The organism is Kocuria sp. LHG3120, from assembly GCF_049897445.1.
Taxonomy (GTDB): Bacteria; Actinomycetota; Actinomycetes; order Actinomycetales; family Micrococcaceae; genus Kocuria; species Kocuria rosea.
In genome coordinates this window covers 421,917-435,986 of sequence record NZ_JAFCWG010000002.1, presented here as the reverse complement: position 1 = coordinate 435,986, position 14,070 = coordinate 421,917, and the positions used below count along the sequence as shown (strand labels likewise).

The window sequence follows — 14,070 nt, the reverse complement described above, 5'->3', positions numbered from 1 at the left end:
GGAAAGAGTTGTTATGTTGCGTTGGCTCACGGCCGGCGAGTCGCACGGCGAGGCGCTCGTCGGGATCATCGAGGGCGTCCCGGCTGGGGTGAGCCTGACCAGCCAGGACGTCCGCGACGCCCTGGCCCGCCGCCGGCTCGGCTACGGGCGCGGCGCGCGGATGAAGTTCGAGCAGGATCAGGTGCGCCTGCTCGGCGGCGTGCGCCACGGCGTGACCCAGGGCGGGCCGGTGGCGATCGAGATCGCCAACACCGAGTGGCCCAAGTGGCGCGAGGTGATGTCCGCGGACCCCGTGGACCCGGAGGTGCTCGCGGGCCGCGCCCGCAACGCCCCCCTCACCCGCCCCCGCCCCGGCCACGCGGACCTCACCGGCATGCAGAAGTACGGCTTCGACGAGGCGCGGCCCGTGCTCGAGCGCGCCAGCGCCCGGGAGACGGCCACGCGCGTGGCCCTCGGCGCCGTCGCCGCGAAGATCCTCGAGGCCGTGGGCGTGCAGCTCGTCTCCCACACCACGGCCGTGGGCGCCGTCAGCGCCCCGGTGGACGCCGCGCGCCCGCTGCCCTCCGACGTCCCCGGCCTCGACGCCGACCCCCTGCGCTGCTTCGACCCCGCCACGGCGGAGGCCATGGTGACGGCGGTGGACGCCGCCCACAAGGACGGGGAGACCCTCGGCGGCGTCGTCGAGGTCCTCGCCTACGGGCTGCCCCCGGGGCTCGGCTCGTACGTGCACTGGGACCGGCGGCTCGACTCGCGCCTGGCCGGGGCCCTGATGGGCATCCAGGCCATCAAGGGCGTCGAGGTCGGGGACGGCTTCCTGACCGCCGCCCGGCCCGGCTCCGAGGCCCACGACGAGATCTCCCGCGGCGCCGACGGCGCGGTCCGCCGCGTGAGCAACCGCGCCGGCGGGATCGAGGGCGGCATGTCCATCGGTGACGTCCTGCGCGTGCGCGCGGCCATGAAGCCCATCGCCACCGTGCCGAAGGCGCTGCGCACCGTCGACGTCGCCACCGGCGAGGCCGCCCGCGCCCACCACCAGCGCTCGGACGTCTGCGCCGTGCCCGCCGCCGGGGTGGTCGCCGAGGCGATGGTCGCCCTCGTGCTCGCCGACGCCGTGACGGAGAAGTTCGGCGGGGACTCGATCACCGAGACCGCCCGCAACAAGGACGCCTACCTCGCCGCGATCCCGGAGTCCCTGCACTCCGCCGGCGAGCTCGGGGCCTTCGGGGACGACGCCGCCGCGGCGCGCGACGACCACATGGGCGACCCCCTCGTGGCCCCCGCCGAGACCGTGGCGCCCGCAGATGCGGTGGCGCCCGCCGAGCCCGGGGAGGCCCAGGCGTGAACGCGCAGTTCCCCGCCCCGGCCGACGCCGCCGAGACCCCGCAGCGGCCCGTGGTGCTGATCGGGCCCATGGCCGCCGGCAAGTCCTTCCTGGCCCTGCACATGTCCAAGTTCTACGGCTACGACTTCGTGGACGCCGACCAGGTCATCGTCTCCCGGTACGGCGTGATCTCGAAGATCTTCGCGGAGCACGGCGAGAAGTACTTCCGCGACCTCGAGGCGGACACCGTGGCCGAGATCCTGCGGGACCCGGACCACGCCAACGCGATCTTCTCCGTGGGCGGCGGCGCCCCCACGACCCCGTCCACCCGCGAGCTGCTGCGCCACGAGCTCGTCGCCTACCTCGAGGTGGACACCGAGACCGTGCTGCCCCGGATCAGCGGCAACCGGACCCGCCCCATGCTCCAGCCGGACCCGGAGCGGCGCTGGCAGGAGCTCTACGAGTCCCGGCGCGCCTGCTACGAGGAGCTCGCCGACATCACCCTCGACGGCCGCGGCAACCGGCCCGTCGCCGAGATCGGCGCCGACCTCGAGGCGGAGCTCACCCGCCTGCGCTCCGCGCGGAGCGCCGGCGGCACCACCGACAGCACCCAGGAGGCCCAGGCATGAGCGAGTCCGCTCCCCGCACCGTCACGACCATCCCCGTCACCGGGGAGCGCCCGGCCGAGAACTACGACGTCCTCGTCGGCCACGGGCTGCTCGGCGAGGTCCCCCGCGTGCTCGGCGACCGGGTCCAGCGCGTGCTCGTCATCCACCCGCGGGCGCTGCGCAGCACCGGCGACGTGGTCATGGAGGAGCTGCGCGGACAGGGCTACCAGGCGTTCACCGCCGAGATCCCCGACGCCGAGGAGGGCAAGCACGTCCAGGTGGCGTCCTTCTGCTGGCAGGTCCTCGGGCAGAACGACTTCACCCGCTCGGACGCGATCGTGTCCGTGGGCGGGGGAGCGGTCTCCGACCTCGCGGGGTTCGTGGCCGCCACGTGGCTGCGCGGCGTGCGCGTGGTGCACGTGCCCACCACCCTGCTCGGCATGGTCGACGCCGCCGTGGGCGGCAAGACCGGGATCAACACCGCCGAGGGCAAGAACCTCGTGGGCGCCTTCCACCCGCCCGCGGCCGTGCTGTGCGACCTCGACACGCTGCGGACGCTGCCCGAGAACGAACTGCTCACCGGCATGGCGGAGGTCGTCAAGTGCGGCTTCATCGCCGACGAGCGGATCCTCGAGCTGATCGAGGCCCACCCGGAGGCGGTGCGCGACTCGCAGTCCGAGGTGGTCCGGGAGCTCGTGGAGCGCAGCATCCGGGTCAAGGCCGAGATCGTCTCCGGCGACCTGCGCGAGGCCGGCCGCCGGGAGATGCTCAACTACGGGCACACCCTCGGCCACGCGATCGAGCACAACGAGCGCTACCAGTGGCGCCACGGCGCCGCGGTCTCGGTGGGGCTGGTCTTCGCCGCCGAGCTCGCCCGCACCGCCGGGAACCTGGCCGACGACGTCGTCGAGCGCCACCGCAGCATCCTCGCCTCCCTCGGCCTGCCGACCGCGTACCGGTGGGACCAGTGGCCGCGGCTGCTCGAGGTCATGAAGCGGGACAAGAAGACGCGCGGGAACCTGCTGCGCTTCGTCGTCCTCGACGCCGTGGGCCGGCCCCGCGTGCTCGAGGTCCCCGACCCCGCGATCCTCTTCGCGAGCTACCAGGAGATCGCCGAGGGCGCGCCCAGCTAGACTGGTCCGCGGTCCGGGACGACACCCCCTGTCCGCGCCGACCTGCCGACTTCGCAGACAACCAGAGAGAGAACCTGTGGCTACGACCAACGACATCAAGAACGGCACCGTCCTGAAGCTGGAGGGCAACCTCTGGAACGTGATCGAGTTCCAGCACGTGAAGCCGGGCAAGGGCGGGGCGTTCGTGCGCACCAAGATGCGCAACATCACCTCCGGGAAGGTCGTCGACAAGACCTTCAACGCCGGCGCGAAGATCGAGACCGCCACGGTGGACCGCAGCGAGTACCAGTACCTGTACCAGGACGGCGCCGACTACGTCTTCATGGACAACAAGACCTACGACCAGATCACCGTTCCCGGTGAGGTGGTGGGCGACGCCGCCAACTTCATGCTCGAGAACCTCAACGCGACCATCGCGCTGCACGAGGGGGCCCCGCTCTACATCGAGCTGCCCGCGTCCGTGGTCCTCGAGATCACCTACACCGAGCCGGGCCTGCAGGGCGACCGCTCCACCGGCGGCACCAAGCCCGCCACCGTGGAGACCGGCTACCAGATCCAGGTGCCGCTGTTCCTCGAGCAGGGCACCAAGGTCAAGGTCGACACCCGCACGGGTGACTACCTGGGCCGCGTCAACGAGTGAGCGCCCGGGGCAAGGCGCGCCGGCGCGCCGTGGAGATCCTCTTCGAGGCCGAGCAGCGTTCCGAGGACGCCCGCGAGGTCATGGAGCGGCGCCGGATGCACAGCGACTCGCAGGTCTCCCCGTACGCCGAGGAGCTCGTGCTCGGCGTCACGATGCGCCGCGGTGAGCTCGACGAGTACCTCGAGACGTACTCCCAGGGCTGGACCCTCGAGCGGATGCCCGCGGTGGACCGCAACGTGCTGCGCGTGGGGGCCTGGGAGCTGCTGTTCAACGACGACGTCCCGGACGGGGTCGCCGTGGCCGAGGCCGTGAGCCTCGCCAAGGAGCTCGCGGGCGACGACTCCCCGCGCTTCGTCAACGGCCTGCTGGGCCGGCTGCAGCAGATGAAGCCGACCCTGCTCGGCTGACGGGGCCGCCGGACCCCGCCCGGGGCGCTACCATTTCCGGGACCACGACCGTGCGTCCCGCGGAGGTCCGCATGACAGCTCCCGCGCTGCGCCTGCAGGGCGTCTCGAAGCACTACGGGGCCGTGCGCGCGGTCGACCGCGTCACCCTCGAGGTCCGCCCGGGGAAGGTCTACGCGCTGCTGGGCCTCAACGGCGCCGGCAAGACCACCGTCATGCGGACGGTCCTCGGCATGGTCCGCCCCTCGGCCGCGGGCGCGGCGACGCGCACCGCGCGGGGCCCGCGGTCGTGCTCGGCGAGGCCCGGGCCGCGGACCGCCCGGACGCGGTGGCCGCCGCCCTCGTCCACGGCGGCGTGCCCCCCACCGGCCTCGCGGTGGTCCGCGAGGACCTCGAGGCCTACTTCCTGCGCCTGGTGGGCGCGCAGCACCGGCAGGAGCGCCCCGGTGACCGGTGAGCCGGCGGCCGCCCTCGGGGCGGAGGCGCTGAAGCTGCGCCGCTCCCGAGTGCCCTGGGCCACCGCCGGGGCCATGGCCCTCGCCGTCCTCGTGGCTCAGGTGCTCGCCGCGGTCGGCCACGGCGCGTGGTTCCCCTGGGCCGTGCCCGCCCTCCTCGCCGGGACGGCCGGCCCGGACGCCGCCGGCGCCGGTCCGGGCGGCGTCCTGGGCGTCGCGCTCGTCGCCCTCGGCTCGGCCGCGGCCACCGCCGCCTGGTGGGAGCGGGCCGACCACAGCGCCTAGCCCGGGCGGGGTCGCCGGGGGAGGCGGGCGTCACACCGGGCCCGGGGCGTCAGGGCCGCTGTGCTAGTTTGGGGCGAGCAAGCAACCTTTAAGTCCGTCCTGTGAGGCGGGGAAGGAGGCGGCACCCATGAACGACGACACCTCCGCGGCCGGTCCCTCGACGGGACCCGCCGCCGCGCGCGTCATCCTCTCGGCAGCCGACATCGACCGCGCCCTGACGCGCATCGCCCACGAGATCCTCGAGGCCAACAGGGGCAGCTCGGACCTCGTCCTGCTCGGCATCCCGCGCCGCGGCTACCCGCTGGCCCAGCGGATCGCCGCCAAGATCGCCGCCTCCGACACCGGCTTCGACGCCGCCGCGAGCCTCGGCCAGCTCGACGTCACGATGTTCCGCGACGACCTGCGCAAGAATCCCGCCCGCGCCCCCCAGCCGACCCGCATCCCCGTGCAGGGCATCGACGGGCGCACCGTGGTCCTCGTCGACGACGTCCTGTACTCCGGGCGCACCGTGCGCGCCGCCCTCGACGCCCTCGTGGACGTCGGCCGGCCCCGCGTGGTCCGCCTCGCCGTGCTCGTCGACCGCGGCCACCGGGAGCTGCCCATCCGCGCCGACCACGTGGGCAAGAACCTGCCGACCTCCTCCCAGGAGAAGGTCCGGGTCCGGCTGGCCGAGACCGACCCCGAGCCCCGCGCGGCGGAGAACGCCGACTGCGTGGTCATCGAGACCACCGTGCCGGGAACCGGCGCATGAGGCACCTGCTGTCCACGAAGGACCTCTCCTACGACGCCGCCCTGACGTTCCTGGACACCGCGGACCAGATGGCCGCCGTGGGCCAGCGCTCCGTCAAGAAGCTCCCCGCGCTGCGGGGCCGCACCGTGGTCAACCTCTTCTTCGAGGACTCGACCCGCACCCGCATCTCCTTCGAGACGGCCGCCAAGCGCCTGTCCGCGGACGTCCTCAACTTCTCCGCGAAAGGCTCCTCGGTCTCGAAGGGGGAGTCCCTCAAGGACACCGCCCAGACCCTCGCGGCGATGAGCGCCGACGCCGTGGTGATCCGGCACTCGGCCTCCGGCTCCCCGCAGCAGCTCGCGGAGTCCGACTGGATCGACGCCGCGGTGGTCAACGCCGGCGACGGCACCCACGAGCACCCCACGCAGGCCCTGCTCGACGCCATGACCCTGCGCCAGCACCGTGCCCGCACCGAGGGCCGCGAGAGCACCCGCGGGCTCGACCTCGAGGGCATGCACGTGGTGATCGTCGGCGACGTCCTGCACTCCCGGGTGGCCCGCTCCGACCTGTGGCTGTTCACCACCCTGGGCGCCCGGGTCACGTTCGTGGCCCCGCCCACCCTGCTGCCCGTCGGCATCGCGGACTGGCCTTGCCGGGTGGTCTTCTCCCTCGACGAGGCCCTGGACCCCGCCCCGGACGCGGTGATGATGCTGCGCGTGCAGCGGGAGCGGATGCACGCCGCGTTCTTCCCGACCGCCCAGGAGTACGCCCGGGAGTGGGGGCTGACCCCCGAGCGGGTCGCCGCCCTCGACGCCGCCGGGGCCGCCACGGCGATCATGCACCCGGGACCCATGAACCGCGGGCTGGAGATCTCCTCCGCCGCGGCGGACTCCCCGCGCTCCACGGTCCTGGACCAGGTGCGCAACGGCGTCTCCGTGCGGATGTCGGTGCTCTACCTGCTGCTCTCCGGCGACGACCTCGACCCCACCTCCACCCCGCACCCCCAGGAGCGCTGACCTCTCGTGACCTCGTACCTCATCCAGGGCGCCCAGCTGCTCGGCGAGCAGACCGCCGACATCCTCGTCGAGGACGGCGTGATCCGGCGCATCGGCCTCGACCTCGCCGCGGAGGCGGGCGACGCCCGGATCCTCGACGCCGCCGGGCTCGTGGCCCTGCCCGGGCTCGTGGACATCCACACGCACCTGCGCGAGCCCGGCCGGGAGGACGCCGAGACCGTCGAGACCGGCACCCGGGCGGCCGCGCTCGGCGGCTACACCGCGGTCTTCGCGATGGCCAACTCCGATCCCGTGGCGGACACCGCCGGTGTGGTGGAGCAGGTGCACGAGCTGGGCCGCTCCGCGGGCTGGGTCGAGGTCCGTCCCGTGGGCGCCGTGACCGTGGGCCTGAAGGGCGAGCGGCTGTCCGAGATCATGGCGATGGCCGAGTCCCGCGCGGGCGTGCGGATGTTCTCCGACGACGGCATGTGCGTGCACGACCCGGTGCTCATGCGCCGGGCCCTGGAGTACGTCAAGGGCTTCGACGGCGTCGTGGCCCAGCACGCCCAGGAGCCGCGGCTGACGGAGGGCGCCCAGATGAACGAGGGCGCCGTGTCCGCCGAGCTCGGGCTGACGGGCTGGCCCGCCGTCGCGGAGGAGGCCATCATCGCCCGCGACGTGCTGCTCGCCGAGCACGTCGGCTCCCGCGTGCACATCTGCCACCTCTCGACCAGGGGCTCCGTGGACATCGTCCGCTGGGCCAAGCAGCGCGGCATCGACGTCACCGCCGAGGCCACCCCGCACCACCTGCTGCTCACCGACGAGCGGGTCCGCAGCTTCGACCCGGTGTTCAAGGTCAACCCGCCGCTGCGCACGGACGAGGACGTGCACGCCCTGCGCGCGGCCGTGGCCGACGGCACCATCGACGTGATCGGCACCGACCACGCCCCGCACCCCGCCGAGGACAAGGAGTGCGAGTGGTCCTGCGCGGCCAACGGGATGACCGGGCTCGAGACCGCGCTGTCCGTGGTCCAGCTCAGCCTCGTCGACACCGGCCTGCTGACCTGGCGCGACGTCGCCCGGATCACCTCGGCGACCCCCGCCCGGATCGGGCGCCTCGCCGGCCAGGGCCGGCCGCTCGAGGAGGGCGAGCCCGCTCACCTCACCCTGTGGGACCCGGCCGCGACCACCGTGGTGGACCCCGCCCGGCACGCGTCCAAGGGCCGCAACAGCCCCTACCGCGGCATGGAGCTGCCCGGCGCGGTCCGCGCCACCTTCTTCCGCGGCCACCCCACCGTCCTCGACGGGGCCCTCAACACCCCCGCCCCGACCCCCGCCGCCTGACCGCGCCGACCCCCTTCCACCGCCCGGAGGCCCCCGTCCCATGGACCAGCTCAGCACCGTGCTCGTCACGGTCATCGTCCTCGCCGTGCTCTTCGCCCTGCTCCGCCGGGGCTGGCGCACGCGCGTGCGACGCCAGTCGGGGATCGCGGCGCCGGCCGCGCCGCCCGAGGGGATCGAGGAGCGCGAGCCCCGGCTCGTGGTCCCGGGCATGTACGTGAGCACCACGGAGACCGGCGCCCCGCTCGAGCGGATCGCGGCCCACGGACTGGGCGTGCGCGCCCGGGCGACGGCCCTGGTCCACGACGACGGCGTGCTCCTGGACCGGCAGGGCGCCCCGGGCCTGTTCGTCCCCGCCGCCGACCTCGTGGCCGTGGGCACCAGCTCCGGGATGGTCGGCAAGTTCGTGGAGCGGGACGGGCTCGCCGTGCTGACCTGGCGGCTGGGCTCCACCGTGGTGGACACCGGCTTCCGCACCCAGCGGGCCGAGGACAAGCAGCGCCTCCTCGACGCCGTGGAGGCGATCGTCCCGGCACCGCACTCCTGACCCGCCGGCGGCACCCGCCGCCCCGCCTTCCCGACCCACAGACCCGAACGTGAGGACGACCTTGAGCTCGATCACCACTGACCCCGCCGTGCTCGTGCTGGAGGACGGCCGCGTCTTCCGCGGCCGCGCCTACGGCGCCCTCGGCACCGCCCTCGGCGAGGCCGTGTTCTCCACCGGCATGACCGGCTACCAGGAGACCATCACCGACCCGTCCTACGCCGGCCAGCTCGTCGTGCAGACCGCCCCGCACATCGGCAACACCGGCGTCAACGCCGCCGACGCCGAGTCCCGGCGGATCTGGGTGTCCGGCTACGTCGTGCGCGACGCCGCCCGCCGCCCGTCCAACTGGCGCTCCGAGGGGTCCCTCGACGAGCAGCTGGTGGCCCAGGGCGTCGTCGGCATCCAGGACGTCGACACCCGGGCCATCACCCGCCACCTGCGGGACCGCGGCGCGATGCGCGGCGGGATCTTCTCCGGGGACGCCGCGCTGCGCCCCGACGCCGAGCTCGTCGCCGAGGTCGGCGCCGCCGAGCGGATGGAGGGCCGCCGGCTCGCCGAGACCGTCTCCGCCCCCGAGGCCTACGTCGTGGAGCCCGCCGAGCACGGCTGGACCGGCGAGGTCCTGCACGAGCTGGTGGCGGTGGACCTCGGCATCAAGTCGATGACCCCGCACCGCTTCGCCGAGCGCGGGGTGCGGGTGCACGTGGTGCCCGCCGACACCGGCTTCGAGCAGATCCGGGCCCTGGCCCCGCGCGGGGTGTTCTTCTCCAACGGCCCCGGCGACCCCGCCACCGCCGAGCGGCAGATCGAGACGCTGCGGGAGGTGCTGCGCGCCGGGATCCCGTTCTTCGGCATCTGCTTCGGCAACCAGCTGCTCGGCCGGGCCCTGGGCTTCGGCACCTACAAGCTGGTCTTCGGCCACCGCGGGATCAACCAGCCGGTCCTGGACCGGCGGACCGGGCGCGTGGAGATCACCGCCCACAACCACGGCTTCGCCGTGGACGCGCCCCTCGACGGCCCGGTCGAGGCGCCCCTGGGCGAGTTCGGCCGCGTCGAGGTCAGCCACGTGTGCCTCAACGACGACGTGGTGGAGGGCCTCAACTGCCTCGACCTGCCCGCGTTCTCGGTGCAGTACCACCCGGAGGCCGCCGCCGGCCCGCACGACGCCTCCTACCTCTTCGGCCGGTTCATCGAGCTGATGGACAGCCACCGGGACGGCCGCGCCGACCCGACCGTCGACAACGCCGTCCCCGGCGGCGCCCAGGGCGCCCAGAGCCCCGAGGACACCCCGAACGCACAGGAAGAAGGGCAGAACTGACATGCCGCGCAGGACAGATCTCACCAGCGTTCTGGTCATCGGCTCCGGGCCGATCGTCATCGGACAGGCCGCCGAGTTCGACTACTCGGGCACGCAGGCCCTCCGGGTGCTCAAGGAGGAGGGCCTGCGGGTCATCCTCGTGAACTCCAACCCGGCGACCATCATGACCGACCCCGAGTTCGCCGACGCGACCTACGTGGAGCCCATCACCCCCGAGGTGGTGGAGAAGATCATCGCCAAGGAGCGGCCCGACGCCCTGCTGCCCACCCTGGGCGGGCAGACGGCGCTCAACACGGCGATCGCCCTCGACGCCAACGGCGTGCTCGACAAGTACGGGGTGGAGCTGATCGGCGCCAACGTCGAGGCCATCAACCTGGGCGAGGACCGCGAGAAGTTCAAGGGCGTGGTGGAGCGCTGCGGCGCCGAGTCCGCCCGCTCCGTCATCGTGCACTCCATGCCCGAGGCCCTGGCCGCCGCCCAGGAGCTGGGCTACCCCATGGTGGTCCGCCCGTCCTTCACGATGGGCGGCCTCGGCTCGGGCCTGGCCTACGACGAGGAGGACCTGCACCGCATCGCCGGCGCCGGCATCCAGTACAGCCCCACCTCCGAGGTGCTCCTCGAGGAGTCCATCCTCGGCTGGAAGGAGTACGAGCTGGAGATGATGCGCGACAAGAACGACAACGTCGTGGTCGTGTGCTCCATCGAGAACTTCGACCCCGTGGGCGTGCACACCGGGGACTCGATCACCGTGGCCCCGGCCATGACGCTGACCGACCGCGAGTACCAGAACCTGCGGGACATCGCGATCGCCGTGATCCGCGAGGTCGGCGTGGACACCGGTGGGTGCAACATCCAGTTCGCGATCGAGCCGGACACCGGCCGCGTCGTCGTCATCGAGATGAACCCGCGCGTCTCCCGCTCCTCGGCCCTCGCCTCCAAGGCCACGGGCTTCCCGATCGCCAAGATCGCCACGAAGCTGTCGCTGGGCTACACCCTCGACGAGATCCCCAACGACATCACCCGCAAGACCCCCGCGTCCTTCGAGCCGACGCTGGACTACGTCGTCGTGAAGATCCCGCGCTTCGCGTTCGAGAAGTTCCCCGCCGCGGACCCCACGCTGACCACCACCATGAAGTCGGTCGGCGAGGCCATGGCGATCGGGCGCAACTTCACCGAGGCGCTGCAGAAGGCCATGCGCTCCCTCGAGCAGAAGGGCTCCAGCTTCTCGTTCGTGCGCCCCGAGCTCGACGACGACGCCCTGGCGCGGCTCGTCGACGCCACCCGCACGCCCACCACCGAGCGGATCCAGCAGGTCCAGCAGGCCCTGCTGGCCGGCGCGTCCGTGGAGCGGCTCTACGAGGCCACGGGCATCGACCCCTGGTTCCTCGACCAGCTGGTGCTGCTCAACGAGGTCGCGGACGTGGTGCGCCAGGACGCCGACCTCACGGTGCGCACCCTGCGCCTGGCCAAGCGGCACGGCTTCTCCGACGCCCAGATCGGCGAGCTCGCCCACCTGGCCGAGGACGTGGTCCGCGGCGTGCGCCACGCGCTGGGCATCCGCCCCGTGTTCAAGACCGTCGACACGTGCGCGGCGGAGTTCGAGGCGTTCACCCCGTACCACTACTCCTCCTACGACGAGGAGAGCGAGGTCGGCCGGCACGAGCGCCCCTCCATCATGATCCTCGGCTCCGGGCCGAACCGGATCGGGCAGGGCATCGAGTTCGACTACTCGTGCGTGCACGCCTCCATGGTGCTGCGCGAGGCCGGGCACGAGACCGTGATGGTCAACTGCAACCCGGAGACCGTCTCCACCGACTACGACGTCTCCACGCGGCTGTACTTCGAACCGCTGACCTTCGAGGACGTCATGGAGGTCGTCGAGACGGAGCGGCGCACCGGCGGGCTGCTCGGGGTGTTCGTGCAGCTGGGCGGGCAGACCCCGCTCAAGCTCGCCGCCCAGCTCAAGGCCGCGGGCGTGCCGATCCTCGGCACCACCCCGGAGGCCATCGACCTCGCCGAGGACCGCGGGGAGTTCGCCCGGGTGCTCGCCGAGGCCGGGCTGCGCCAGCCGAAGAACGGCACGGCGTCCACCTTCGAGGCCGCCAAGCGGATCGCGGACGACATCGGCTACCCGGTGCTCGTGCGCCCCTCGTACGTGCTCGGCGGCCGCGGCATGGAGATCGTCTACGACGAGCCGGCCCTGGCCCGCTACCTGCAGAACGCCACCGAGGTCTCCGCCTCGCGGCCCGCGCTGATCGACAAGTTCCTCGAGGACGCCATCGAGATCGACGTGGACGCCCTCTACGACGGGACGGACCTCTACGTGGGCGGCGTGATGGAGCACCTCGAGGAGGCCGGCATCCACTCCGGGGACTCCGCGTGCACCCTGCCGTCCATCACCCTCGGCCCGGACGTGGTCGAGCGCGTGCGCGAGGCCACCCTGGCCATCGCCCGCGGCGTGGGCGTGTGCGGGCTCATCAACATCCAGTTCGCCGTGGCCTCCGACATCCTCTACGTCATCGAGGCCAACCCGCGGGCCTCCCGCACCGTGCCGTTCGTCTCCAAGGCCACGGGCGTGCAGCTGGCCAAGGCCGCCGCCCTCATCGGCACCGGCACCACCATCGCCCAGCTGCGGGCCCAGGGCCACCTGCCGCAGCGGATCGACGGGTCCACGCTGCCCGCCTCGGCCCCCGTGGCCGTGAAGGAGGCCGTCCTGCCCTTCGCGCGCTTCCGCACCGCCGAGGGGGCGGTGGTCGACTCCCTGCTCGGCCCGGAGATGCGCTCCACCGGCGAGGTCATGGGCCTGGACAAGTACTTCGACACCGCCTTCGCCAAGGCGCAGGCGGCGGCGAACGTGTCCCTGCCCACGTCCGGGCGGATGTTCGTGTCCGTGGCCAACAAGGACAAGCGCTCCTCGATCGCCTACGTGCGGATGTTCCGCGACCTCGGCTTCGAGATCCTCGCCACCGGCGGCACCGCGGACGTGCTGCGCCGCAACGGCATCGAGTCCACCGTGGTCCGCAAGATCCGCGAGACGGCCCCCGGGGAGCGGACCATCGTGGACCTCATCGCCGACGGGGAGATCGACCTGATCTTCAACACCCCGGCCGGCGGTGCCGCCCGCGGCGACGGCTACGAGATCCGCGCCGCGGCCACCAGCGTGGGCGTGCCCCTGATGACCACGGTCTCCGTGCTGGGCGCCGCCCTGCAGGCCGTCACCGCGCTGCGCTCCTACTCGTGGGACGTGACGAGCCTGCAGGAGCACGAGCAGCGCCTGGAGGTCCTCCTGCGCGCTGGCGAGCCCGAGGCCGTGCGTGCCTGAGGACACCGCCCCGGCGCCCGGCCCGGTGACCGACCCGGTGACCCCGGCGCCCGGCCGGGCACCCTTCGGCGCGCGGCTGGGCGCCGCGATGGACGAGCACGGGCCCCTGTGCGTGGGCATCGACCCGCACCCCGGCCTGCTGGACGCGTGGGGCCTGCCCCGCTCCGCCGAGGGCCTGCGCCGGTTCGCGCTCACGGTCCTGGAGGCCGCCGCCGGGCACGCCGCCGCGATCAAGCCCCAGGTGGCGCTGTTCGAGCCCTACGGCGCCGCCGGCTTCGCCGTGCTCGAGGAGCTGCTCGCGCAGGCGCGCTCGGCGGAGCTGCTGACGGTCGCCGACGCCAAGCGCGGGGACATCGGCTCCACGATGGAGGCCTACGCGGCCGCGTGGCTGGGGGAGGGGTCCCCGCTCGCGGCGGACGCCGTGACCCTGAGCCCCTACCTCGGCTTCGAGTCGCTGCGCCCGGCCCTCGACCTGGCGGCCCGCACCGGCCGCGGCACGTTCGTGCTGGCGCTGACCTCCAACCCCGAGGGTCGCTCCGTCCAGCACGTCGGGGGCCGGGAGTCCGTCGCCGGCTCCGTGTGCGCCGCGGCGGCCGCCGAGAACGACCGGCTCCGCGGTTCCGGGGGAGAGCCGGCCGCCCGGGCCGGTCTCGGCTCCTGCGGGCTCGTGGTGGGCGCCACGGTCGGCAGCGCGCTGACCGAGCTCGGCATCGACCTGACGGCGGTGCGCGGGCCGCTGCTCGCCCCCGGCTACGGCGCGCAGGGCGCCCGCGCCGAGGAGCTCCCGGCCGTGTTCGGCGCCGCGGCCGGGCAGGTGCTCGCGGCCTCGAGCCGGGCGATCCTGCGCCGGGGACCGGAGGTGCCGGCGCTGCGGGAGGCGGTCCTGCGCTCGGCAGGGGAGCTGGCGGCAGCCCTGGACTGAGCCCCCGCGGTGGTCCCGCGCCTCCTCCCGCCGGCTCCCCGGCGACGAC

At 73.6% G+C, this 14,070-nt stretch carries 14 protein-coding genes and 1 pseudogene; all 15 read left to right on the top strand.

The window, feature by feature from the left end; genetic code table 11:
- The first annotated feature begins 13 nt into the window (after positions 1 to 13).
- A complete protein-coding gene (gene aroC / locus ACP7CD_RS05995; RefSeq protein ID WP_426119408.1) occupies positions 14 to 1,342 on the top strand; it encodes a chorismate synthase in 1,329 nt (442 codons plus the stop codon).
- Positions 1,339 to 1,950 (top strand): shikimate kinase, encoded by a 612-nt coding sequence (locus ACP7CD_RS05990; RefSeq protein WP_368828173.1) that lies wholly within the window; start codon positions 1,339 to 1,341, stop codon positions 1,948 to 1,950. Before aroC ends, ACP7CD_RS05990 begins: the two co-directional genes overlap by 4 nt.
- The gene (gene aroB / locus ACP7CD_RS05985; protein ID WP_017832294.1) at positions 1,947 to 3,062 is read left to right on the top strand and encodes a 3-dehydroquinate synthase; all 1,116 of its coding nucleotides are present in this window, start codon (positions 1,947 to 1,949) and stop codon (positions 3,060 to 3,062) included. The genes ACP7CD_RS05990 and aroB overlap by 4 nt, the downstream gene beginning before the upstream one ends.
- 76 nt (positions 3,063 to 3,138) lie before the next feature.
- The gene (gene efp / locus ACP7CD_RS05980; protein ID WP_133410212.1) at positions 3,139 to 3,702 is read left to right on the top strand and encodes an elongation factor P; all 564 of its coding nucleotides are present in this window, start codon (positions 3,139 to 3,141) and stop codon (positions 3,700 to 3,702) included.
- Complete coding sequence (nusB, locus tag ACP7CD_RS05975; RefSeq protein WP_031282389.1) at positions 3,699 to 4,109, top strand: transcription antitermination factor NusB; 411 nt, start codon at positions 3,699 to 3,701, stop codon at positions 4,107 to 4,109. The genes efp and nusB overlap by 4 nt, the downstream gene beginning before the upstream one ends.
- Positions 4,110 to 4,180: 71 nt before the next feature.
- Positions 4,181 to 4,351: pseudogene (locus ACP7CD_RS05970) on the top strand (ATP-binding cassette domain-containing protein); the annotation flags it as partial.
- A 44-nt stretch (positions 4,352 to 4,395) separates the two neighbouring features.
- A complete protein-coding gene (locus ACP7CD_RS05965) occupies positions 4,396 to 4,563 on the top strand; it encodes a hypothetical protein (RefSeq protein WP_426119646.1) in 168 nt (55 codons plus the stop codon).
- Positions 4,553 to 4,846 (top strand): hypothetical protein, encoded by a 294-nt coding sequence (locus ACP7CD_RS05960; RefSeq protein ID WP_017832299.1) that lies wholly within the window; start codon positions 4,553 to 4,555, stop codon positions 4,844 to 4,846. Before ACP7CD_RS05965 ends, ACP7CD_RS05960 begins: the two co-directional genes overlap by 11 nt.
- A gap of 127 nt (positions 4,847 to 4,973) precedes the next feature.
- Entirely contained in the window at positions 4,974 to 5,597 is a 624-nt protein-coding gene (gene pyrR / locus ACP7CD_RS05955) for a bifunctional pyr operon transcriptional regulator/uracil phosphoribosyltransferase PyrR (RefSeq protein ID WP_017832300.1), read from the top strand.
- Positions 5,594 to 6,592: an aspartate carbamoyltransferase catalytic subunit gene (locus ACP7CD_RS05950; protein ID WP_017832301.1), complete on the top strand. Its 999-nt coding sequence runs from the start codon at positions 5,594 to 5,596 to the stop codon at positions 6,590 to 6,592. The genes pyrR and ACP7CD_RS05950 overlap by 4 nt, the downstream gene beginning before the upstream one ends.
- A gap of 6 nt (positions 6,593 to 6,598) precedes the next feature.
- A complete protein-coding gene (locus ACP7CD_RS05945) occupies positions 6,599 to 7,915 on the top strand; it encodes a dihydroorotase (RefSeq protein ID WP_251355839.1) in 1,317 nt (438 codons plus the stop codon).
- 40 nt (positions 7,916 to 7,955) lie between these two features.
- Positions 7,956 to 8,459: a hypothetical protein gene (locus tag ACP7CD_RS05940; RefSeq protein ID WP_017832303.1), complete on the top strand. Its 504-nt coding sequence runs from the start codon at positions 7,956 to 7,958 to the stop codon at positions 8,457 to 8,459.
- Between the two features lie 61 nt (positions 8,460 to 8,520).
- Positions 8,521 to 9,777, top strand: a complete 1,257-nt coding sequence (carA, locus tag ACP7CD_RS05935; RefSeq protein ID WP_017832304.1) for a glutamine-hydrolyzing carbamoyl-phosphate synthase small subunit — start codon at positions 8,521 to 8,523, stop codon at positions 9,775 to 9,777.
- A gap of 1 nt (position 9,778) precedes the next feature.
- Positions 9,779 to 13,099 carry a carbamoyl-phosphate synthase large subunit gene (gene carB / locus ACP7CD_RS05930; protein WP_035928498.1) on the top strand — a complete coding sequence of 1,107 codons (3,321 nt, stop codon included), beginning with the start codon at positions 9,779 to 9,781 and terminating at the stop codon, positions 13,097 to 13,099.
- Entirely contained in the window at positions 13,092 to 14,021 is a 930-nt protein-coding gene (pyrF, locus tag ACP7CD_RS05925; RefSeq protein WP_368795940.1) for an orotidine-5'-phosphate decarboxylase, read from the top strand. The genes carB and pyrF overlap by 8 nt, the downstream gene beginning before the upstream one ends.
- The last annotated feature ends 49 nt before the right edge of the window (positions 14,022 to 14,070 follow it).

Coding starts and splice junctions, on each gene's coding strand:
- carB (WP_035928498.1), top strand. CDS start 9,779: ATGCCGCGCAGGACAGATCTCACCAGCGTTCTGGTCATCGGCTCCGGG.
- ACP7CD_RS05940 (WP_017832303.1), top strand. CDS start 7,956: ATGGACCAGCTCAGCACCGTGCTCGTCACGGTCATCGTCCTCGCCGTG.
- aroB (WP_017832294.1), top strand. CDS start 1,947: ATGAGCGAGTCCGCTCCCCGCACCGTCACGACCATCCCCGTCACCGGG.
- ACP7CD_RS05950 (WP_017832301.1), top strand. CDS start 5,594: ATGAGGCACCTGCTGTCCACGAAGGACCTCTCCTACGACGCCGCCCTG.
- aroC (WP_426119408.1), top strand. CDS start 14: ATGTTGCGTTGGCTCACGGCCGGCGAGTCGCACGGCGAGGCGCTCGTC.
- pyrR (WP_017832300.1), top strand. CDS start 4,974: ATGAACGACGACACCTCCGCGGCCGGTCCCTCGACGGGACCCGCCGCC.